Origin of the sequence: Porticoccus sp. W117, from assembly GCF_030341905.1 — a bacterium.
In the GTDB taxonomy this organism is placed as follows: Bacteria; Pseudomonadota; Gammaproteobacteria; order Pseudomonadales; family Porticoccaceae; genus SCSIO-12696.
Genome location: NZ_JATAAF010000001.1, coordinates 194,400 through 215,673 on the forward strand (window position 1 = coordinate 194,400; position 21,274 = coordinate 215,673).

At 54.7% G+C, this 21,274-nt stretch carries 14 protein-coding genes; 4 read left to right on the top strand and 10 right to left on the bottom strand.

Annotation, left to right across the window (positions count from 1 at the left end):
* Nucleotides 1-2: 2 nt before the first annotated feature.
* The 10 genes from QSV34_RS00975 to QSV34_RS01020 all read right to left on the bottom strand — a co-directional run bounded on the left by QSV34_RS00975 (nucleotide 3) and on the right by QSV34_RS01020 (nucleotide 15,093).
* Nucleotides 3-770 (bottom strand): Na(+)-translocating NADH-quinone reductase subunit C, encoded by a 768-nt coding sequence (locus QSV34_RS00975; protein ID WP_289151196.1) that lies wholly within the window; start codon nucleotides 768-770, stop codon nucleotides 3-5.
* Nucleotides 763-1,983, bottom strand: a complete 1,221-nt coding sequence (locus QSV34_RS00980; protein ID WP_289151198.1) for an NADH:ubiquinone reductase (Na(+)-transporting) subunit B — start codon at nucleotides 1,981-1,983, stop codon at nucleotides 763-765. Before QSV34_RS00980 ends, QSV34_RS00975 begins: the two co-directional genes overlap by 8 nt.
* Before the next feature lie 5 nt (nucleotides 1,984-1,988).
* Entirely contained in the window at nucleotides 1,989-3,338 is a 1,350-nt protein-coding gene (locus QSV34_RS00985; protein ID WP_289151200.1) for a Na(+)-translocating NADH-quinone reductase subunit A, read from the bottom strand.
* Between the two features lie 379 nt (nucleotides 3,339-3,717).
* Nucleotides 3,718-5,184: a glyceraldehyde-3-phosphate dehydrogenase gene (locus tag QSV34_RS00990; protein ID WP_289151201.1), complete on the bottom strand. Its 1,467-nt coding sequence runs from the start codon at nucleotides 5,182-5,184 to the stop codon at nucleotides 3,718-3,720.
* Nucleotides 5,185-5,397: 213 nt separating this feature from the next.
* Nucleotides 5,398-7,233, bottom strand: coding sequence for an SLC13 family permease (locus tag QSV34_RS00995; protein ID WP_289151202.1), 1,836 nt, complete (start codon nucleotides 7,231-7,233; stop codon nucleotides 5,398-5,400).
* A 140-nt stretch (nucleotides 7,234-7,373) separates the two neighbouring features.
* Nucleotides 7,374-8,018, bottom strand: a complete 645-nt coding sequence (locus QSV34_RS01000; RefSeq protein WP_289151203.1) for a response regulator — start codon at nucleotides 8,016-8,018, stop codon at nucleotides 7,374-7,376.
* The gene (locus QSV34_RS01005) at nucleotides 8,015-11,473 is read right to left on the bottom strand and encodes a PAS domain-containing hybrid sensor histidine kinase/response regulator (RefSeq protein ID WP_289151205.1); all 3,459 of its coding nucleotides are present in this window, start codon (nucleotides 11,471-11,473) and stop codon (nucleotides 8,015-8,017) included. Before QSV34_RS01005 ends, QSV34_RS01000 begins: the two co-directional genes overlap by 4 nt.
* Nucleotides 11,474-11,702: 229 nt before the next feature.
* Nucleotides 11,703-13,409 (bottom strand): sodium:solute symporter family protein, encoded by a 1,707-nt coding sequence (locus tag QSV34_RS01010; protein ID WP_289151207.1) that lies wholly within the window; start codon nucleotides 13,407-13,409, stop codon nucleotides 11,703-11,705.
* Between the two features lie 13 nt (nucleotides 13,410-13,422).
* Nucleotides 13,423-13,695, bottom strand: coding sequence for a DUF4212 domain-containing protein (locus QSV34_RS01015; RefSeq protein WP_289151209.1), 273 nt, complete (start codon nucleotides 13,693-13,695; stop codon nucleotides 13,423-13,425).
* A gap of 75 nt (nucleotides 13,696-13,770) precedes the next feature.
* Nucleotides 13,771-15,093 carry a DcaP family trimeric outer membrane transporter gene (locus tag QSV34_RS01020; RefSeq protein ID WP_289151211.1) on the bottom strand — a complete coding sequence of 441 codons (1,323 nt, stop codon included), beginning with the start codon at nucleotides 15,091-15,093 and terminating at the stop codon, nucleotides 13,771-13,773.
* Nucleotides 15,094-15,279: 186 nt separating this feature from the next.
* Between QSV34_RS01020 and QSV34_RS01025 the strand changes: the two genes are divergently transcribed.
* The 4 genes from QSV34_RS01025 (at nucleotide 15,280) to QSV34_RS01040 (ending at nucleotide 21,172) form a co-directional block, all read left to right on the top strand.
* Nucleotides 15,280-17,139, top strand: a complete 1,860-nt coding sequence (locus tag QSV34_RS01025; protein WP_289151213.1) for a DUF294 nucleotidyltransferase-like domain-containing protein — start codon at nucleotides 15,280-15,282, stop codon at nucleotides 17,137-17,139.
* Nucleotides 17,140-17,153: 14 nt separating this feature from the next.
* Nucleotides 17,154-17,843, top strand: coding sequence for an exonuclease domain-containing protein (locus tag QSV34_RS01030; RefSeq protein WP_289151214.1), 690 nt, complete (start codon nucleotides 17,154-17,156; stop codon nucleotides 17,841-17,843).
* Nucleotides 17,844-18,262: 419 nt separating this feature from the next.
* Entirely contained in the window at nucleotides 18,263-20,161 is a 1,899-nt protein-coding gene (locus QSV34_RS01035) for a propionyl-CoA synthetase (protein ID WP_289151215.1), read from the top strand.
* Nucleotides 20,162-20,170: 9 nt separating this feature from the next.
* Nucleotides 20,171-21,172, top strand: a complete 1,002-nt coding sequence (locus QSV34_RS01040; protein WP_289151217.1) for a YhdH/YhfP family quinone oxidoreductase — start codon at nucleotides 20,171-20,173, stop codon at nucleotides 21,170-21,172.
* Nucleotides 21,173-21,274 lie beyond the last annotated feature (102 nt).

The window sequence follows — 21,274 nt, forward strand, 5'->3', positions numbered from 1 at the left end:
GCTTAGGCCTCCCCTGCTTTCAGGTTTGCCAGGAAAGGCGCAAAACCGCTGTCGCCCATCCAGAATTGCATCAGATTGTGAACGCCCTTGCTGGTGAGAGTGGCGCCGGAGAGGCCGTCCACCTGGTACAGCGCTTCGGGCTTGCTGTTGTCCACAGCCCCTTTGATAACGGAAATCGCCGTCTGGTCGCCATTGTAGATCTGCTTACCAACCCACAGGGCTTTCCAACTGGGGTTATCTACTTCACCACCCAGTCCCGGCGTTTCCTTGTGCTCGTAGAAGCCAAGGCCGGCCACGGTATTGAAATCACCTTCCAAAGCCACAAAGCCGTACAGGGTAGACCACAGGGCGTAACCCTTGATGGGCAGAATCATCTTCTCAATGCCGTTGTCACCTTCCACCATATATACGGTGGCGTACTTCTCTTTGCGACCAATCTTGGCTATGTCCTGGTCAGCGGAGAGCTTGTCCGACAGTGCCGGGTCTTTCGACGCCTTGCGCTGATCGAAGCTGGCCACATCCACCGCATCGGTAAAGCGGCCAGTGCTGAGATCAACCACCTTCGCGGTCACAGTTTTAAACTGCTCGTCGATGGACACACCTTCCTGATAGAGGCCAGCGGCCTTGAGGATGTTGCCCTTCTTGTCTTCCTCTTTGTTGGCTTTTTGCATATCGCGCAAGCCAACCGCTGCACCGGATACCACCACGGAGCAAACCAGGCAGAGTATCAGGGCAACCAGTATCGTATGTTTTACCGTATCTTTAGCCACGTGCCAGCCTCCGTTTGATGTTGCTTTCCACCACAAAGTGGTCGATCAGGGGCGCGAACAGGTTGGCGAACAGAATCGCCAGCATCATGCCCTCAGGGAATGCGGGGTTGAGTACACGAATCAGTACTACCATCACACCGATGAGCATACCGAAGTAAACTTTGCCGGTATCGGTCATGGAAGCGGACACCGGGTCGGTGGCCATAAACACCATGCCGAACGCGAAGCCACCAACAACCATGTGCCAGTACCAGGGCATATGCATCATCGGGTTGGAGCTGTCGCCGGCCACTGCGTTCAACAACGTAGACAGACCGATCATACCCAGCATCACACCCAGCATAATGCGCCAGGAGGCAATTCTCATGGCCAGCAAAATGGCGCCGCCGATAAAGATGGCCAGAGTAGAGGTTTCGCCAATGGAACCCTGGATATTGCCGTAGAAGGCATCCAGCCAGCTGATTTGCTGCTCCAGCACGGCAATGCCGTCGCTGTAGGCAATAGACAGCGCCGTAGCGCCAGTAAAGCCATCCACCATAGTGGCAGCGCCAGTAGCCCATACCGCATCACCGGACATAGACGCCGGGTAAGCAAAGAACAGGAAGGCACGGCCGGTAAGCGCCGGGTTAAGGAAGTTTTTGCCGGTACCGCCAAACACCTCTTTGCCGATCACCACACCAAAGGTAATACCGATGGCGGCCATCCACAGGGGCAGGTCAGGTGGGCAAGACAGGGCGAACAGGATAGAAGTTACAAAGAAGCCTTCGTTGACTTCGTGACCGCGCTTCATGGCAAACAGCACTTCCCAGAAACCGCCGACAATAAAGGCGACAGCGTAAATAGGCAGGAAGTACATGGCACCGTGAATGATGCAGTCGTAAATGCTGTTGGGGCTAAAACCCGCCAGCGAAGCAGTAGCCGCTATACGCCAGCCTTCAACCGCTGCAGGATCTGCCAGAGTCGACAGCCACAGGTTGGCCTGGTGGCCAACGTTGTACATGCCGTAGAACATGGCCGGGAAAGTGGCCAGCCAAACGGTGATCATCACCCGCTTGAGGTCAACACCATCGCGCACGTGAGAGGCGTTCTTGGTGGTTGCCTTGGGCGAGAAGCAGATGGTGTCAATGGCTTCGTACAGTGCAAACCACTTTTCGTGCTTGCCGCCCTTATGGAAGTCGGGCTCGATCTTTTCGAGATAATTGCGAAGACTCATCGCGATCAGCCCTCCTTCTCAATGCGGGTTAAATTGTTGCGCAGGATGGGGCCGTACTCGTACTTGCCCACACACACGTAAGTGCACAGTGCCAGATCTTCCTCGTCCAGTTCCAGGCAGCCCAGTTTTTGCGCCATATCGGTATCGCCAACAATCAGCGCACGCAGCAACTGAGTGGGCAGAATATCCAGGGGCATCACTGTTTCGTACTGACCCAGAGGCACCATGGCGCGCTCACTACCATTAACGTTAGCGGTAAAGTGGAGCTTTTTGCCTTTGCTCAGGCTGGACAGGTAAATAGGCATGGCGGAGTGGCGATTGACACCGGGAGACAGGTAGCGAACCACTTCGCGAATAGCACCTTCTTCAATCACCGACACCTGATTGTGATAACGGCCCAGGTAAGTGAATGCGCCGGACGCCTTACGGCCGGACAGCACAGAACCGGAAATCACCCGGTTTTCACCCTCTTTGGCATTGCCAGCGATCAGCTCATCGGTATTGGCGCCCAAACGGGTGCGAACCAGGCCAGGGTTGTTCACCTGCGGGCCTGCAACCGCCACCACACGACAGGTGTCGATGCGGCCAGTGGCAAACAGCGCGCCGTAGGCAATAACGTCCTGATAGCCAATCGTCCAGACAAACTTGTTATGGTCCGCGCCCACCGGGTCCACAAAGTGGATATGAGTTCCGGCCAGGCCAGCGGGGTGTGGGCCACCAAACTGGTGAGCTTCCACTCCGGGAATATCTGAACCCGGTACGTCTACGCCGCCAGCCGTGCACAGGTGCACCTTGCCACCGCTGAGGTTGGTCAGCACCTTCAAACCATTGACAAAGTCATCACGGCGATCAGCAATGATAACGGCCGGATCGGCAGCCAACGGATTGGTGTCAATAGCTGTTACAAAGATAGAGCTGGGCACTGCGTCGAGTGTCGGCACTTTGGAATACGGGCGAGTGCGCAATGCTTGCCACTGGCCGGAGTCCACCAGAGTCTCGACAACCTTTTCCCGCTCCAGAGAACCGAGTTCTGCAACATCGAACTGCTGGAAAGTGACTTCCTCGTCACCTTCCACGTCGATCACCACCGACTGCAACACACGGCGCTCGCCACGGTTAACTGCGCTAACAGTGCCTGCAGCGGGAGCGGTGTATTTAACTCCGGGGGTTTTCTTGTCAGTAAAAAGAACCTGGCCCAGCTTGACCTTGTCCCCCACTTTGACCGCCATGGTGGGTTTCATACCATGGTAATCAAAGCCAATAACGGCGACAGAGCCTGCAGCGGGACCATCCTGAATAACCTGTTCGGGCGCGCCCGCAATAGGTAAGTCCAATCCGCGACGGATTTTATTCATAGGTGGTGCCTACTCACGCAGTATTAAAAAGAAGACTTTATGGTATTCCGTAGCACTCAGTCAGAGCCCCGGAACACGCCAATTCATTTGCATTTTAGGTATTATCAGCGGCCTGAAAATTACAGACCAAACGGCGCCGAATTATAAAGGCAGGCGCGCTTGATTACCAGACATCGGTCGGGGTTATTACCACCCTTAACGGGCAGGAAGCACCGAGGAAATCAAAGACTTATCGGTTGCGGGTTATGTGTTTCGGGTTGCGGATTTAGGGTTTCGGCTGCGAACTGCCCGCAACCCGTAACGTGCGACACGAAACAAAAAGCAAAAAACCCCGCCGAAGCGAGGTTTTCCAAGGGTTCAGATCGGACAAAACGCCCTATCAAACCTCCTTCGGATACACATCCCAGGAAACGCCGGCCATTTCTTCCAAGCAGCGCACTACCTGGCAGCTGTAGCCAAATTCATTGTCGTACCAGCAGTACAGCACCGCGCTGTCACCGGAGATAATGGTGGCCTTGGCATCGTAGATACAGGCGTGGCGGGAACCGACAAAGTCGCTGGATACCACTTCCGGAGATTCGGTAAAGTCGATCTGCTGCTGCAACGGTGAGTGCAGCGCCACGGAACGCATGTACTCGTTAAACTCGTCCTTGTTGCTGGCGCTGCCCATCTTCAGATTGAGGATCGCCATAGACACATTGGGCGTAGGTACGCGAATGGCGTTGCCGGTGAGTTTGCCTTCCAGTTCTGGCAGTGCCTTGGAAACCGCGCTGGCAGCACCGGTTTCGGTAATCACCATATTCAGTGGCGCGGCGCGGCCACGGCGCTCGGCACTGTGGTAGTTATCGATCAGGTTCTGGTCGTTGGTAAAGGCGTGTACGGTTTCTACATGGCCGTGTTCAACGCCGTACTTGTCCATCACCGCTTTCAACACCGGGGTAATGGCGTTGGTGGTACAGGACGCGGCAGAGATGATTTTGTCTTCCGGCAGAATATCTTTGTGGTTGATGCCGTACACCACATTTTTCAGGCTACCCTTGCCCGGTGCCGTCAGCAACACTTTGGAAACACCCGGGCATTCCAGGTGCTGGCCCAAGCCCGCTTCATCGCGCCACACACCGGTGTTGTCCACCACAATGGCGTTATTGATACCGTATTCGGTGTAGTCCACTTCTGACGGGTTGTTGGCATAGATAATCTTGATGGGGTTGCCGTTACACACCAGCACTTCGTTTTCTTCGTCGATGCGAATGGTGCCGTGGAAGGTGCCGTGCACCGAATCCCGGCGCAGCAGGCTGGCGCGTTTTACCAGGTCGTTCTTGGCCTTGCCGCGGCGTACCACAATAGCCCGCAAACGCATCACATCACCACCACCGGCTTTCTCAACCAGCAGGCGCGCCATCAAGCGACCAATACGGCCAAAACCGTACAGCACGACATCCTGAGGTTGAGGCAGTGGCTTGGAATCGCTATTCAGGGCATCCGCCAGCTCTACCCGTAGGAATTCTTCCGGCGACTGACCGTTACCCTGATCCATGTGCTTGGAGGTGAGCTTACCCAGGTCGATATGGGCGTGACCCAAATTGAGGTTCAGCAGCGCTTGCAGCATGGGGTAGGTTTCAAACTCAGAAACCTCGTTGTGCTCAACCTGGCGCACCCGGCGGTGGGCCTTCATGATATCGATCACAGACTGGTTCACCAGGGTGCGATCGTAAAGGTAAATCCCCACATTGCGCTCACGGTTGAGCTTGCCAATGATGGGAATCATCGCTTCTGCCAGTGCTTCACGCTCTTTCCAGTCAGCGAAGAAGTCGGCGGGTTGGGGTCTTGGGTCGGTCACGGTCATGTCCTGCCATTGCGGTGAAAAAAGTGGGCGTTATTATCCGGGCTCAAACCCGGCTATGCAACAAAATGGTCACAAAACAGGCAATCAAATTGGGGTAGCGATTTACGGTCATTGCGAGCCACGAAGTGGCGCGGCAATCTCGTGACTTTGGAGTGCTTTAGGCAGGCGCGCTGTGGATGGAGATCGCCGCGCTGCGCTCGCGATGACAGTTACCTAAAAGCCATACATCTGCGGCAACAACCAACTAATGGTGAGCCACAAAATCACGGTTAAAGGCACACCAACGCGCACAAAGTCCATAAAGCTGTAACTACCGGTGTTCATCACCAGCAAATTGGTCTGGTAAGCCATGGGCGTGGCGAAGCTCATGTTGGCGCCAAACAACACCGCCAGCACAAAGGCTTCCGGGGGCAGTCCCAGCTGCTGGGCAATGCTGATGGCGATGGGGGTACCAATAACTGCAGCGGCGTTGTTGGAGACCACATTGGTGAGTATCGCCATTAACAGCACCAGGCCGGCAAACAGACCGTGGATGGGTAAATAAGCGGCAACTTTGACAAACCCGGAGGCCAGCCAATCTGTTGCCCCCGTGGATATCAGGGCATTACCCAAGGCCAAGCTGGCCACCACGATCAGCACCACTTGCGCACTCAAGGCCCGCTGCACATCCCGCCAGGTCAGGCAATTGGTAAACATCATCAACAGCGCGCCACAGACCGCACTGATGGCGATGGGCAAAATCCCCAGCGCCGCCACCACAATCACCGCAGCCATCACCCACAACGCCCGGTGGGCACGATGGGAATGGGGCAATTCGGTGGTGGCATCCAGCACCAGCAATTGGCCGCTGCGGCGGATATCTTCAATGTTCTCGCCAGGGCCTTGAATCAACAACACATCCCCCAGGCGCAATTTCACCTTGGCAATGCCATAGGGCATTTCTTCCAGCACCCGGCCCTTGCGGTGAATGGCGATTACCGCCACCTGATAACTGTGCAAAAAGCGAATCTCGTTAAGGGTGCGGCGCACCAGTGGCGAGCCGCGATCCACCACCAGCTCCGCCATATGTTGATCCGGGGCGGTAAGGGGGTTTTCCTCATCCACCACCTTGCCCGAGGAAAACAGTTTGCCACTGAGCAGGGATTCGTACTCTTTCAGTTTGCTGGGGGTATCCCGAACCAGCAGGCGATCCCCTGCCCGCACCGTGGCATCCGGCAGCGGGAATACATAGTTCTGTTTGCTGCGGCGTATACGGGTAATCTGAATATTGCCGTCGGTTTTCTCAATAATCTCGCGCACCGTGCAATCCACACAGTGGCTGTCTTCAGGGATATAAATATGAGCCGTAAAAATGCGCGGCGAATCGTCGTCCACCAGTGCACCGCGAGTGGGCAACAGGCGCGGGGCAATCAGCCACAGGTACAACACCCCTACCCCCATCATCACCAGGCCGGGGACAAAGAAATCGAACATGCCGATTTGCTCCAGCCCCAAATCCGCTGCCACGCTCACCACCAACAGGTTGGTGGAGGTGCCGATGGTGGTGAGCATGCCGCCCAGAATGGTGGCAAAGCTGATGGGCATCAGGGTGCCGGATACCGACGTTTTGGTGCGACTGGCCACCGTTACCAGAATGGGTAACAGCAGCACCACAATGGGCGTGTTGTTCACAAACGCACTCAGCAGCGCTGCCACCACCAGGGCCACAAACAGCGACAGGAACGGGCTGTAGCCCCACAACTTGGCCAATACCCGGCCTACTGGCTCCAGCGCACCGGTGCGCACAAGGCCATGGCCCACAATCATCAGCGCACAGACCGCAATCAATGCCTGGTGGCCAAAACCGGAGAAAAAACTGGTGGGGCTAAGGGCAACGCCCTCGGCGCTGGTGTAGGGAAACAGGGTAAAGCCGATGGTAAGCAGCACCACCACAAACAAACTGGAAGTTTCCAGGGGAATACGTTCACGGGAAAACAGAAACAGCGCAAATGCGGTCAAAATCATTGACGCAATAGCGTGGCCATTCAGGGTTCCAGAAACAATTTCCATGGTAATTATCTTTATTGTGACCCGGAGGATTGGCATGCTAACACGTCAAAGCACGCTACTGAACCGCAGTCCGTACCCATAAAGTAGAGGCATTCAAGAATGGCACTCTTAAGGGCAATTTTCGCCTTATCCTGAAAAAATCACGCCTCCGGTGGGTCAAGGTTTAACTTGCCCACCGCGAGCGCCACCTGGGTGCGTGAGCGCACTCCCAATTTGCGAAAAATCGCCGTCATATGCGCCTTGATTGTGGCTTCGGTGACATCCAGTTCGTAGGCAATTTGTTTGTTGAACAGCCCTTCTGCCAACATGGTCAGTACCAGGTACTGTTGTGGCGTCAGCGTCGCTATGGCCTCCATGATGCGGGTTTCGTCTTCATCCGGCGCCAACCCCTGGCCAATCTCCGCAGGCAACCATTGTTGACCGTTATTCACCGTTTCAATAGCGGTGGCAATCTGTTCAGGGCTGGACGATTTGGGCAAAAAGCCCCGCGCCCCAAACTCCATGGCGCGGCGCACCACTTCCGGACGCTCATCGCCAGACACCACCAGCACAGGAATACCCTCGTGGTGGCCTTTCAGGTAAGCCAGGGCACTAAAACCGTGAGCGCCAGGCATATGTAAATCCAATAACACCAAGGTAGCGTCCGGGTGCTCTGCCAGCGTTGTTTGCAAACTCTGCATACTGTCCGCTTGCAGCATTTCTATGTCACTGTCCAGGTTGTTCAATAATTGGGATATGGCCGTGCGAAACAGCGGGTGGTCGTCAGCAACGATGGTTTTTTTCATGTTTTGTCACCTTTAATGGTTTGTAAAATCGCCGCGAGACGCTTTGTATCCACTGGTTTGAACATCTGCTGATAGCCTGCAGCTGTGACTTTATTGGCCACTTGTTCGCTGGCGTCGGCGCTGATAACAATCACCGGCACATCACTATAGGGCTGCGGTAATTGCGACAGCAGTTCGACACCGTTGAGGCGTTGCTCCAGGTGATAATCCAACAGCCACACATGGGGGGGTTGCTGCAATGCCACCAGCTGCTCAACCTCCGTGCGGTTTTGGGCGCAACTAACCTGACAACCCCACTGCTGCAACAGGCTTTGCATACCGCGCAGAATATCCTCCTCGTTATCCACGCAGAACACTCTGAGTCCCTGCAAATTTACTGCCTGCTGATTCTCCGAAGGCACATCCACTGCTCCCTCGCCCACTTCGCCGCGATTCAGTTCAACACTGAAAACCGAACCATTGCCAGGTTCGGATTGCACTTGAATACGGTGCTGCAATAACTTGGCCATGCGGCGGGCGATAGTCAGCCCCAGGCCGAGCCCTTTATCGACTCCGCGGGCTCCTGGGCTCAGGCGCTCAAATTCCTCAAAGATTTTTTCCATGGCATCGCTGCCAATCCCCGGCCCGGTATCCCACACCTCCACACGCAGCTGCCGGTTCACCCGACGGCAACCCAACAGCACCCTCCCGCGTCTGGTGTAATGTATGGCGTTGCTGAGAAAATTCTGCAGTATTCGCCGCAGTAAATGCCGGTCGCTCCACACCCACACTGAGCAAGGCACCGAATGCAGGGCAATGCCTTTGGTTTCTGCCACCAGGCGAAATTCAACCGCCAGTTCTTCCAACAACTCACCAATATTGAAATTGCAAAATTGCGGCACCAGCTTGCCGCTATCCAGGCGGGATATTTCCCGCAGCGCGGCAATTAAATTTTCAGCAGCGGTGAGCGATTTGTCGATATAACCCAACTGTTGTTCAACTTCTCCAGAATCGGTTTTGTCCGGCTGATTTTTGAACACGTCCAGAAACAGGCGTGCGGAACTGATGGGCTGTAACAGGTCGTGGCAAGTGGCCTGCATAAAACGGGTTTTGCTGACGTGCACCTGATGCAGTTCGAGGGTGCGCTCGGCAATGCGTTCTTCCAGGTTTTCCTTGGCTTTTTCCAGCTCGTTTAATACCAGCTGATAATCACTGATGTCTGTATAGGTGGTTACGTACCCCCCGTTGGGCATGGGGTTACCCACCACCTGCAAGGTAATGCCACTGGGCAGAGTGCGCTCTGAGCGATGCGTGGATCCAGCGCGCAGCTGTTCCAGGCGCTTGTCGATTTCTGCCGGAGTGTTACCGCCGTTTCCGAGTAGCCCCCGCTCGGCGTTGTAGCGATATACCTCGCGAATGGGGCAGCCCACGTAGAGCAAGCGAGGTGGGTAATCAAATAACTCCTGATAGCGGTGGTTCCAGGCAACCACTCGCAATTCGCTGTCCACTACCATAATGCCCTGGGTGACAGTTTCCACCGTTGTCTGCAACAGTTCACGGCTGAATTGCAACTGTTGCGAAGCGCCACCAACCAGCGCGGCAATATCACGCAATTGCAGCTGTTTGGCACTGGCCAGGCGTTTGATGGTGCTGCGTGCGGAAGCGGCGCCAATAAACCCCGCCAGTGATTGCTCCACCCGATTAACCACAAACTCCGGCGCCCAGTCGTCGTCCAGCAATCGCTGGCGCGCCTGTTCCTCGCAATCGCGCCACAACTGATGTCGCTGCTCAGCGCTGAGAAACGGGTCAATCACCAGGCGTAGCCTGCCGGTTTGAATACTGGACAACGCCAGCGGTTGCTGTGATTGTCCAGGCTGAAAATCCAGCCCTACAAAAGCATCTGCCTGGGTAATATCCTGCTCGCCAGGCCTGCTGCCATAAGACACCAGCACCATAAACAACATATTGGGCAACAGACTCCACAGTACCCCGTGACTGAGCGGGTCAAGGAAGTCCACGCCAAGCAACGCCTGAGGACGCAACCAACTGATTCCGGCGGGGCCGTCACTGAGTATGGGGCTGTTATCCGCCAGCAACAGCGGCCACAACAAACAGTAAAACCAGGCCAGTAAACCCACCACCAGCCCCACATAAATTCCGCGGGCGTGAATGCGACGCCAGTAAATACCTGCCACCAATGCCGGGGCCAGCTGGGCAAAACAGGCGAAAGACACCAGGCCGATTCCCGCCAGGCTTTCGTTGCGAATAATCAACTGGTTGACTGCCCAGCCGCCCCACATCATGGCGAGAATGCAGATACGCCGAATCCAGCGCAGATTGCGGCCCAGGCTTTCAGGGCGGAACCAGCGGCTGCACCAGCGCAGCAGCAATGGCACCAGAATTTCGTTGGAAATCATCACCGACAGGGTGACAACCGCAACAATCACCATGCCACTGGCGGCGGAGAAACCACCGATAAATGCCAGCTGGCTCAACAGCGGGAAGCCGCTGTCCATAGGCAAACGCAATACAAAGGTTTCTGCCGATACATCACTGCCCAAAAAGTAATGTTGCGCCACAAAAGTAATGGGCAATACCACCAACATAATCAACAACAGATACAGCGGAAACAGCCAGCGGGATTTTGTCAGATCGCGGCGATCCTGGTATTCCACCACCATCACATGAAACTGTCTGGGCAGGCAGATAATCGCCAGCAGTGCCAGCAAACCCATGGTGACGTAACGGCTGTTAAAGGGTGTGTCTGCCCAGGCTGAATAATTGCTCTCGACGATGGCCTGTATGCCGGCCGGGTTGCTGTTCACATCAAAAGCGATCATCAGGGCAAGACCGGCAACCGCCAACAGGGCAAACAGTTTCACCACTGATTCGAACGCCAGCGCCGACATCATGCCGCGGTTGCGCTCCCGGCCCTCAACGTGGCGAGTGCCAAAAATCATGGAGAACAACGCCAGCAACAGTGCCACCATCATCACACTGTCGAATTCGTAACCGGCAATGGCATCGCTGTCTATGGGCGTGCCCAGGGTATCCATGGCCAGCGACACCGCTTTCAATTGCAAAGCGATATAGGGCAGAGAACCGATAACCGCCACCAGGGCAACACAACCTGCCAGAATCTGCCGTTTGCCATAACGAGTGCCGATAAAATCTGCGATGGAGGTGGTCTTATGGCGCGCACCGGTCCATACCAGTTTTTGCAAAAAGCCCATACCAAACACAAACAACAGCGCTGGTGCCAGGTAGATGGGCATGTATTCCCAGGTGTGCTGAGCAGCAGTGCCCACCGCGCCAAAATAGGTCCAGGAACTGCAGTACACTGCCAAGGTAAGACTGTAGATATAAGGATGCAGCCGGGAAAACCAGCCGGTACGACGCTCTGCCCACCAGGCGATGGACACCAGCAGCACCATGTAACTCAGCGCCAATAGCAGTAAGAACGATTGTGTTGTCACGTATTATTTTTGTGCGCTTTTAAAACGCCTATCTACCCACCTTGCTGACAAAATGTCAGATTTTGCAGCCGCGCAAAATCCGACATTGGTCGAACATCCTACCATCCAGCATTTTTTTGTTATTGACGTGGAGCAACCCTCCTATCCGGCAAGTAAAAAAAGGCCGCCCCATGAATTCAAACAAGGGCGGCCAAACAGGTAGGTAATAGTTGATAACGGTATTTATGGATCAGTGCACATGAGCCTCACCCGCTCCTTTCGGGTAACGCAGGCTTTCCACCAGTTCGCCAATCTCGTCCGGGGTCTTGGCGGTAAAGCGTTGAACCACCAGGGCAACCACAAAGTTCAGCAACATACCCAGGGTGCCAATGCCCTCTGGGGAAATACCAAACCACCAGTGCTCGGCGCTGTTCAGTTCCGGGTGCACAAACTTGAAGTAGATGATGTAGGCGGCGGTAAAAATAATACCGGTCAACATGCCTGCAATCGCTCCTTCCTTGTTCATGCGTTTGGAGAATATCCCCAGAATAATGGCCGGGAAGAAACTGGCCGCCGCCAAACCGAACGCGAACGCCACCACCGATGCCACGTAATCCGGCGGATTAATCCCCAGATAAGAAGCCGCAGCCAGCGCCACCGCAGCGGCAATACGGGCGTAACCCAACTCCTGGCGATCGCTGATATTGGGCATTAAATTGCGTTTTAACAGGTCGTGGGAAACGGACGTAGAGATCACCAACAACAACCCTGCCGATGTGGACAACGCCGCAGCAATGCCACCGGCAGCCACCAGCGCTATCACCCAGTTGGGCAGTTGAGCGATTTCCGGGTTGGCCAGTACCATGATGTCGCGGTCGATTTTCATTTCGTTGCGCTCATCGCCGGAATAGAACATACGCCCATCCTGGTTTTTATCTTCCCACTTGATCAATCCGGTTTCCTGCCAATTGGTCACCCATTGAGGAGACTCCTCCTGCAAGGTACCAGCGCCGTCGGTGCCGTTAATGGTTTCGATCATGTTCACCCGTGCAAAGCTGGCAACGGCCGGTGCAGTGGTGTACAGAATGGCGATAAACAGCAGCGCCCAACCGGCAGAGCGGCGGGCATCGTGAACTTTCGCCACCGTAAAGAAGCGCACAATCACATGGGGCAAACCGGCGGTGCCGACCATCAGCGCGGCGGTAATAAAGAACACATCAATAGTGCTTTTCTTGCCATCCGTATAAGCGGTAAAGCCCAACTCTTTCGACAAGCCGTCGAGCTTGTCCAGTAACGACACTCCGGAGCCATCCGCCAACTCGCTACCGAAACCCAACTGTGGCACGGGGTTGCCCGTCATCAGCAGGGAGATAAAAATCGCCGGTACCATATAGGCAAAAATCAGCACACAGTACTGCGCCACCTGTGTGTAGGTGATGCCCTTCATACCGCCGAGTACGGCGTAGAAAAACACGATCACACCACCAATGATCACACCCCAGGTGACTTCCACTTCCAGGAAGCGGGAAAACACCACACCCACGCCGCGCATTTGCCCGGCAATGTAGGTAAAGCAAATAAAGATGGCACAGATAACCGCTACCGTGCGCGCCAGCTGGGAATAATAGCGGTCGCCAATAAAGTCCGGCACGGTAAATTTGCCGAACTTGCGCAGGTAAGGTGCCAGGCACAGTGCAAGCAATACATAGCCGCCGGTCCAGCCCATCAGGTAAACGGAAGCGTCATAACCCAGGAAGGAAATAATTCCCGCCAGAGAAATAAATGAAGCCGCCGACATCCAGTCCGCTGCAGTGGCCATACCGTTGGCCACCGCGGGAACGCCGCCACCAGCCACGTAAAATTCTTTGGTGGAACCGGCGCGAGCGCGAATGGCAATGCCAATGTACAACGCAAACGACAAACCGATCAGCAGATACGTCCAAACTTGAATACTCATTGTTGCCCCCTACTTAGTCGTCGTCTTCGTGAAGATCGTATTTGCGATCGAGCTTTTTCATAGCGCGGATGTAGACAAAAATCAGTGCCACAAATACGTACATGGAACCCTGTTGGGCAAACCAGAAACCGAGCTTGAAGCCCGCCAGGGGAATGGTATTCAAAGCATCCACCAACAGAATGCCGAAGCCGTAGGAAACCACGAACCACACGGCCAAAAGAATCAGCATCAACCGCAAATTCTCTTTCCAGTAAGCCTTGGATTTTTCACTCGTTACCAAGCTCATAACTACCTCACTATCGTTGCTTTTGTTGTTTCGTAATACTCTACATCGTCATCCCTGCGCGGGAATGACGTTCGTTTAAAACGCGTACTTACCCATAAATTGTAAGCGCTTTAAGTCACCACTCTGGCCATTGGCCAACTCTCTCTCTGCATCGATGTACTCAACACCAAACGACAATTTCGGCGTGGGCGAGTAAATCAGATTCACGTTGTAGTTGGACACCGATTCGGTATTGGCTAGCGAGGCCCCGGCGGGAATATCGGTATCCGCCATGGCATACATAAAGGTGCTGCGTAGTTTGTCGTTCCACTTGTGACGATAAGCCACGTAGCCTCCGGTTTGGTCGATGGTAGATATATCGCCACCAGTTTCTGATGCCGCCGCGCGGAATGGTTGCAGCGCCAGGAAGCGCCCCAGCGGACCATGATTAAACTGGAATTTCAGGTCGTCGCCATTAGCAAACAGGTATTTGCCCGCCAGGCTGAAGCCCACGCCGAAGTCCTCTGCGGAAGTCACACCATTATCAAAGCCCACTTCGGTGCCCAGCAGCGCCAAACCGTATGTCAGGTTCCCCGCCTTGCCATCATAGCGAACCACCAGGTCTGGCAGGGTGCTGTCGTCAAAGTTGGCACCAGAAATACCGCCTCCTGCATCCAGAACACTGCTGGAGGGATTTTCCAAAGCCACTTTTACTGCGCCGCCAGCGGCCAGCTTTTTAGTCCAGCGAATTTGCGACTGGCGGTTGAAAATCACACCGGAGGTAGGGCCAATAAAATCTACCGCTTCAGGTAATGCACCGGGGGTCATCAACGTAGACCAGGTTTGCCCCACCAATAACGAAGCGTCTTCGGCGTAATGCCAGTTCAGGTAAGCGTGACGCACACGGGCACCGGCGGAATTGGAAATCCGTTCGTTGCCTTCGGCGGTAAGAAAATCCAGCTCAATATGACTATCAATGGCTCCGGCGGCGGTATCGGTGCTGGTTTTAAACCAGAAGCGGGAAGTTTTGATATGGCTGTCCAAACGGGAAGCGCCATTGCTGCCGCCAACCGGAATCACCGAAGGCACCAGAATTTCATCACCGATGCCGGCATTGGCCCGCTCGCCGCCGGAATAGTTACTGTACATAAAGTCGGATTTGATAAAGCCCCCGTAATTAAAACTGGTGCCACTTTTGTTTTCGCTTTTTGCCACTGCCGCTTGCACAGCCGCAGCCTGTTTTTTCTGTTCTTCGCCCTGTTTCGCCAATGCGGACTTGACCGCGCTCAATTCTTGTTCAAGTAATTTAAGTTTTTCCAACAATTGACTGTTATCGTCACCCAGTGCAGTGGCAGAGCACAGTACCATTGGCGCCGCCAGTGCTGAAATTAGTATTTTCTTCTTGTTGTTGGTTTTCATTACTTCCCCTCGCAGTTCTTTTGAGTGCCGCTATATGTAAGGGAATTGCCTGCCACCAACCATACGACCAAGGTCGCAAAATAGACTTATAGCTAATGACAAAAAGCGCTGCTATTAGACGTTTGTGTAATGGCACAAACAGCCCACAGGAGAGACAGTTGTGGTGGGAAAAAGTGAGGAAGCCCAATGACCATCAGCGTAGAAATTCAGGCAGTACGGGATTTTATTCAAACCTGCCCGCCATTCGATCAATTGCCGGATGACCTGGTGACAATGGCCGCCTGCAATATCCAGATTGATTACTACCGCAAAGGCAGCGATCTCAACCTCACCGCCCAGGAAACACCCCGCTTGTACATAGTGCGCAGTGGTGCCTTTGAAATTCGCAATGAAAACGATGAACTGCTGGACCGAGCCGAACCCGGCGGCTACTTTGGCTTTCCTTCCCTGCTGACCGGCCACGCCATCACCAACCACGTTCACGCTCTGGAAGATGGTTTGGTGTACCTGCTGAATGAAGACATATTCGCCAGACTGCGCGCCAGCAACCGCCCCTTCGACCGCTTTTTTAACCAGGCCCACGCCAAGCGCCTGCGCGGCGCCCTGCGAGTACGTGACAACAGCTTCCACTTAACCCAGCGATTATCCGAACTGATTGGCCGCGAACCTGTAGTGGCACACCACACCGAAACCGTAGCCCAGGTAGCCCAACGGATGACAGAACAACGGGTTTCGGCGGTGATGGTGGTGGACGACGACAAACTCTGCGGTCTGGTCACTGACCGCGACCTGCGCGCCAGGGTACTGGCCGAAAACCGCGATTACAGTACCCAGGTCCACGAGATTATGACCCACAACCTGGCCACCATTAGCGCCGACAGCCTGGTATTCGAAGCCACCTTGTTAATGACCGAGAAAGACATTCACCATGTGCCCATTGTGGGCGGTAACGGTAAAAAACCAATCGGCATGATCACCGCCACAGACCTGGTGCGTTCGCAAAAATCCGACCCGGTGTATTTAATTGGTGAGTTGGGCAAACAAACAGACGCCGAAGGCCTGCAAAAAGTGTCGCGGGACATTCCCGAACTATTGCGCAACCTGATACAGGCAGACGCCACCGCCGAACAAATTGGCCGTTTGCTCACTTCCGTCACCGACGCCCTCACCCGCCAGTTAATTACCCAGGCCACGGAAAAATTGGGACCTGCACCAGTGCCGTTTGTGTGGCTGGCATTTGGTTCCCAGGGGCGCCGTGACCAGACCGCCGTATCCGACCAGGATAATGGCCTGTTAATCAGTAACAACCTGAAAAAACAAGATGCCCCTTACTTTCAGCAACTGGCCCGCCACGTCAACGACGGCCTCAACCTGTGCGGCTACAAATACTGTCCCGGCGACATTATGGCCAGCACCCTGCGCTGGCGGCAGCCACTGGAGCAATGGCACAAAGAGTTTATGCAGTGGATTCACCAACCATCCAGCAAGGCATTAATGCACGCCAGTATTTTTTTCGACATGCGCCCGGTGTACGGTGCCGATTATTTATTTGAAGAACTGCAACAGGGCATATTAAACGCAGCTCGCAGCAACAATATTTTTCTGGCCCAGCTCACCGCCAACGCTTTGCAACTGACTCCGCCTCTGGGGTTTTTCAAAAATTTTGTACTGGAACACAGCGGTGAGCACAAAAACCGCTTTGACGTAAAACTGCGCGGCATCATGCCGCTTACCGATCTTGCGCGCATCTACGCACTGGCCAGTGGCGATAGCGAAATCAGCACTCGGCAACGGCTGCTCAACGCCGTGGACAACAACGTGTTGTCGTTAAAAAGCGCCCGCAATTTGCTGGATGCCCAGGAATTTATTTCCCACCTTCGACTGGAACATCAAGGCGAGTTACTGACTCAGGGAAAAACAGCAGACAACCACATCGACCCCCGTTCTTTATCCAGCCTGGTACGTCACCAGCTGCGTGATGCCTTTGCAATGATTGTGGATGCGCAGTCGGTAATGCGCAGGGAATTCACCAGTGGATTGATGTAAGTGAGCGGATATAAATGATACGCCGTTGGTTAAACAATCACCGTCGTCAACAGCTGCTGCAACAGTGCAGTGACAACTGCATGCGCAGCTATCTGGCCACTCTGCCACCATCACCAAAGGCAGACTTTCGCGATGCCGAATACCTGGTAGCGGACTTGGAAATGACCGGTCTGGATGCGAACAAAGACCACATTTTAAGCATTGGCTTTGTGCCGGTTATTAACGGCAAAATCATCCTCGCTGAAGCAAACCATATTCTGGTCAACAGCCATCTGGGCGTTGGGCAAAGCGCCACCATCCACGGCATACACGACAGCGAATTGAAAAATGCCCTGCCCATTGCCGACGCCATAAAACACTTGTTAAACGCTTTGCGCGGGCGGGTACTGGTTTTACACAGTGGCGCCATTGATCTGTCTTTTATCCAGCCAGTGTGCAAGCAGTTGTTTAACGTGCCACTGCTGGCACAGCTTGTTGACACGTTGGAGATTGAAAAAAAACGCCTGGCCGGTAACGGCCAGATGGAACAACTGCCCCAGGATGGCCTGCGCCTGTTCAATTGCCGGGAGCGCTACAACCTGCCCAGCTACAACGCCCACAACGCCCTGGCAGATGCCCTGGCTACGGCGGAATTATTTTTGGCGCAAGTGAGTTATATCTGCGATCAACGCCAATTGCCGTTGAAGTATTTTTTGAAAAAATAAATTACTTTTTAACGTGGCAGTCATTTTATATGCGGCGTCAGCCCGAGGTACTGAGATTTCCAGACACGCTGTAAATACATCCCTGTACGCTCCTTGGCCGCTATCCCTGCGGCCAAAGGTCTGAAAACCTCAGCACCTCAGGCTGTAGCAGGTTTGTCAGTCATTCCAACCAAAAATACAAAAAGGCGCGATGTCCGGCATGAAGATCAGAAGCTGGAGGGGCTTTTCCAGACTGTATGCGACAGGGACGTCGCATCCAAGCCTACATGGACGTATTAACGGCGTGTCTGGAAAAGCCCCTCCGGCTTCTGGTCGCCACCACAGCTCCCTTCAAACAAAACCCGACCAATGTCGAATTCTTACCTCCGCAGTTCTCTACTACAGTAATGGATAATTAGAACGGTAATCGAGAGACAACCATGGCCAGCACACAGCCTTACCAACAGCACTATCGCCAATTCAGTGACAACCCGGAACAGTTCTGGCGCGAACAGGCGGACTTGATTCAGTGGTATCGCAAGCCGCAAACCATTCTCAGCAAAGACAACAACGACTACTACCGCTGGTACAGCGATGGTGAATTGAACACCAGCTACCTGTGCCTGGATTACCACATTGAACAGGGCCGAGGTAAGCAGGCCGCCATAATCTACGACTCACCGGTAACCGATAGCCAATACACACTCACCTATGAAGAACTGCGCGATCAGGTGGCAACACTTGCCGGTGGCTTGCGCCAACTGGGAGTGGAAAAAGGCGACCGGGTGGTAATTTATATGCCCATGGTGCCGGAAGCAGCGGTTGCCATGCTCGCCTGCGCCCGATTGGGGGCTGTGCACTCAGTGGTTTTTGGCGGTTTTGCGCCCCACGAATTGGCAGTGCGCATCGACGACGCCAAGCCCAAAGTGCTGATCACCGCCTCCTGCGGCATTGAAGTAGACAAAGTCATTGCCTACAAACCCATGGTGGATCAAGCCATTGCCGAAGCCGGGCACAAACCGGAACACACCGTGTTGCTGCAACGGCAGCAATGCCAGGCCGAGATGCAAACACCGCGGGATATAGACTGGCATCAGCTAATGGCCAACGCGCAACCGGCAGACCCGGTAGCGGTTTCAGGCAGCGATCCGCTGTACATTCTCTATACCTCCGGCACCACCGGCAAACCCAAAGGAGTGGTACGAGACAACGGCGGCCACGCTGTGGCCATGCGCTACAGTATGAAAACCGTTTACGACGTACAGGCCGGAGATACCTACTGGGCCGCTTCCGACGTGGGCTGGGTAGTCGGCCACTCCTACATTGTTTACGCGCCGCTGCTCACTGGCTGCACCACCATTCTTTTTGAAGGCAAACCGGTACGCACACCAGACGCCGGAGCGTTCTGGCGGGTATGCGCGGAACACAACGTCAAAGTCATGTTTACCGCGCCCACCGCTTTCCGCGCAGTACGCAAGGAAGACCCACAAGGGCTGTTGCTACAAGGGCAGGATTTAAGCAGCCTGGAGCGCATATACCTGGCTGGGGAACGTCTCGACCCCTCCACTTACAATTGGCTCAGCAAACATACCGGGCTGCCGATACTCGACCATTGGTGGCAAACAGAAACCGCCTGGGCCATTGCCGGCAACCCCGCCGGGCTGGAACTGCTGGAACCCAAGGCCGGCTCTGCCACCGTGCCCATGCCCGGCTATCAGGTGCGCATACTCGATGAAATCGGCGAGCCGCTGCCCGCCAACAACCGGGGGCTTATCGCCATAGAGCTGCCCCTGCCTCCCGGCACACTGGCTACCATCTGGGGCAATCACCAACGTTTTGAAGCCGGTTACCTGAAGCAATTCCCCGGCTACTACGTCACCGGTGACGAAGGCTACAAAGATGACGACGGTTATTTATATGTGATGGGCCGCGCCGACGATGTCATTAACGTGGCCGGCCACCGCCTCTCCACCGGTGAAATGGAAGAAATAGTCGGCGCTCACAAAGCGGTGGCCGAATGTGCCGTGATCGGCGTGGCCGATGAACTCAAGGGTCAAATGCCCATGGGGTTAGTGGTGCTGAAAGATGGCCAGGATATCGACCCCGCGGCCCTGTCGGAACAACTGCGCCAGGACGTGCGCAGCCGAATTGGCGGCATCAGCTGTTACAGAACGACGTTGGTGGTGGATCGCCTGCCAAAAACCCGCTCCGGTAAAATACTGCGCCGTACCATGCGCCAAATTGCCGATGGCCGGGACTATCAGGTACCCTCAACCATCGACGATCCAGCCATACTGGACGAAATCAAACAACAACTGGCAGCAGCCAGTGGGGCCTGACAAACAACGATGAACCAGCAGCACTACACCGCCCTGGTGGTGGAAGAAAACAACGGCCAATTCGAGCGTTCGTTACAGCAACGCTCTTTGACGGAATTGCTGGCAGAACCACTGACGGATGAGCTACTGATTCGAGTCAGCTATTCGTCCCTGAATTACAAAGACGCCCTGTCCAGTACCGGCAACAAAGGTGTTACCCGTCACTACCCCCACGTTCCGGGCATTGATGCGGTGGGCGTTGTTGAACAAAGCAGCAATGGGAATTTTTCAGCCGGTGATACCGTGATTGTCACCGGCTTTGACCTGGGCATGGATACCGATGGCGGCTTTGCACAGTACATACGTGTACCGGCCGCCTGGGCACTGCCACTGCCTGCCGGGCTCGATCAGAAACAAGCCATGATTCTCGGCACCGCCGGGCTTACCGCGGGCCTGTGTGTCAACCATATCTGCAACCAGTTGAAACCGCAGAGCGGCCCCATTGTGGTATCCGGCGCCAGCGGTGGCGTTGGCTCGCTGGCGGTAGCCATGCTGGCAAAGCTGGGTTATTCAGTGGTGGCCATCTCTGGTAAAGATGCGGATTTTCTTCACCAACTGGGCGCGCAAGATGTCATCAGCCGGGAAGAATTCAACGAAAATAACAGCCGCCCACTGCTGAAAGCGCGCTTCGCCGGCGCCGTGGATACAGTTGGCGGCACCATACTCGCCAACATCATCAAATCCTTAAAACCCTGGGGCGTGGCTACCCTTTGCGGCAATGCCGCCTCTCCCGACCTGCCGTTAACCGTATTCCCATTCATTTTGCGAGGCATCACCGTCACCGGAATAGACTCCCAGGACTGCCCATTAGAAGAGCGCACCCAGGTTTGGAATAAGCTAGCTAACGAGTGGCGGCCAGAACAATTGCTGGCGCTGTACAAAGAAATTACTCTGGAGCAGCTGGAACAAAATATTCAGGGTATCTTGCAGGGGCAGCTGACAGGCAGGACGCTGATTAACCTGAACCGGTAAATCCTTCTCGATAGTCACACCCCAGCACACCTTGCCCGTCACCAAACTGACACAAATCTGCTACACAGCTGTCATTGCGGGTCGCTAGTTTGTCGAAAAACT

What these genes read in the sequence shown, in the direction of transcription:
- QSV34_RS00980 (WP_289151198.1), bottom strand. Translation starts at nt 1,983, where the DNA reads ATGAGTCTTCGCAATTATCTCGAAAAGATCGAGCCCGACTTCCATAAG.
- QSV34_RS00985 (WP_289151200.1), bottom strand. Translation starts at nt 3,338, where the DNA reads ATGAATAAAATCCGTCGCGGATTGGACTTACCTATTGCGGGCGCGCCC.
- QSV34_RS00990 (WP_289151201.1), bottom strand. Translation starts at nt 5,184, where the DNA reads ATGACCGTGACCGACCCAAGACCCCAACCCGCCGACTTCTTCGCTGAC.
- QSV34_RS00995 (WP_289151202.1), bottom strand. Translation starts at nt 7,233, where the DNA reads ATGGAAATTGTTTCTGGAACCCTGAATGGCCACGCTATTGCGTCAATG.
- QSV34_RS01000 (WP_289151203.1), bottom strand. Translation starts at nt 8,018, where the DNA reads ATGAAAAAAACCATCGTTGCTGACGACCACCCGCTGTTTCGCACGGCC.
- QSV34_RS01010 (WP_289151207.1), bottom strand. Translation starts at nt 13,409, where the DNA reads ATGAGTATTCAAGTTTGGACGTATCTGCTGATCGGTTTGTCGTTTGCG.
- QSV34_RS01015 (WP_289151209.1), bottom strand. Translation starts at nt 13,695, where the DNA reads ATGAGCTTGGTAACGAGTGAAAAATCCAAGGCTTACTGGAAAGAGAAT.
- QSV34_RS01020 (WP_289151211.1), bottom strand. Translation starts at nt 15,093, where the DNA reads ATGAAAACCAACAACAAGAAGAAAATACTAATTTCAGCACTGGCGGCG.
- QSV34_RS01025 (WP_289151213.1), top strand. Translation starts at nt 15,280, where the DNA reads ATGACCATCAGCGTAGAAATTCAGGCAGTACGGGATTTTATTCAAACC.
- QSV34_RS01030 (WP_289151214.1), top strand. Translation starts at nt 17,154, where the DNA reads ATGATACGCCGTTGGTTAAACAATCACCGTCGTCAACAGCTGCTGCAA.
- QSV34_RS01035 (WP_289151215.1), top strand. Translation starts at nt 18,263, where the DNA reads ATGGCCAGCACACAGCCTTACCAACAGCACTATCGCCAATTCAGTGAC.
- QSV34_RS01040 (WP_289151217.1), top strand. Translation starts at nt 20,171, where the DNA reads ATGAACCAGCAGCACTACACCGCCCTGGTGGTGGAAGAAAACAACGGC.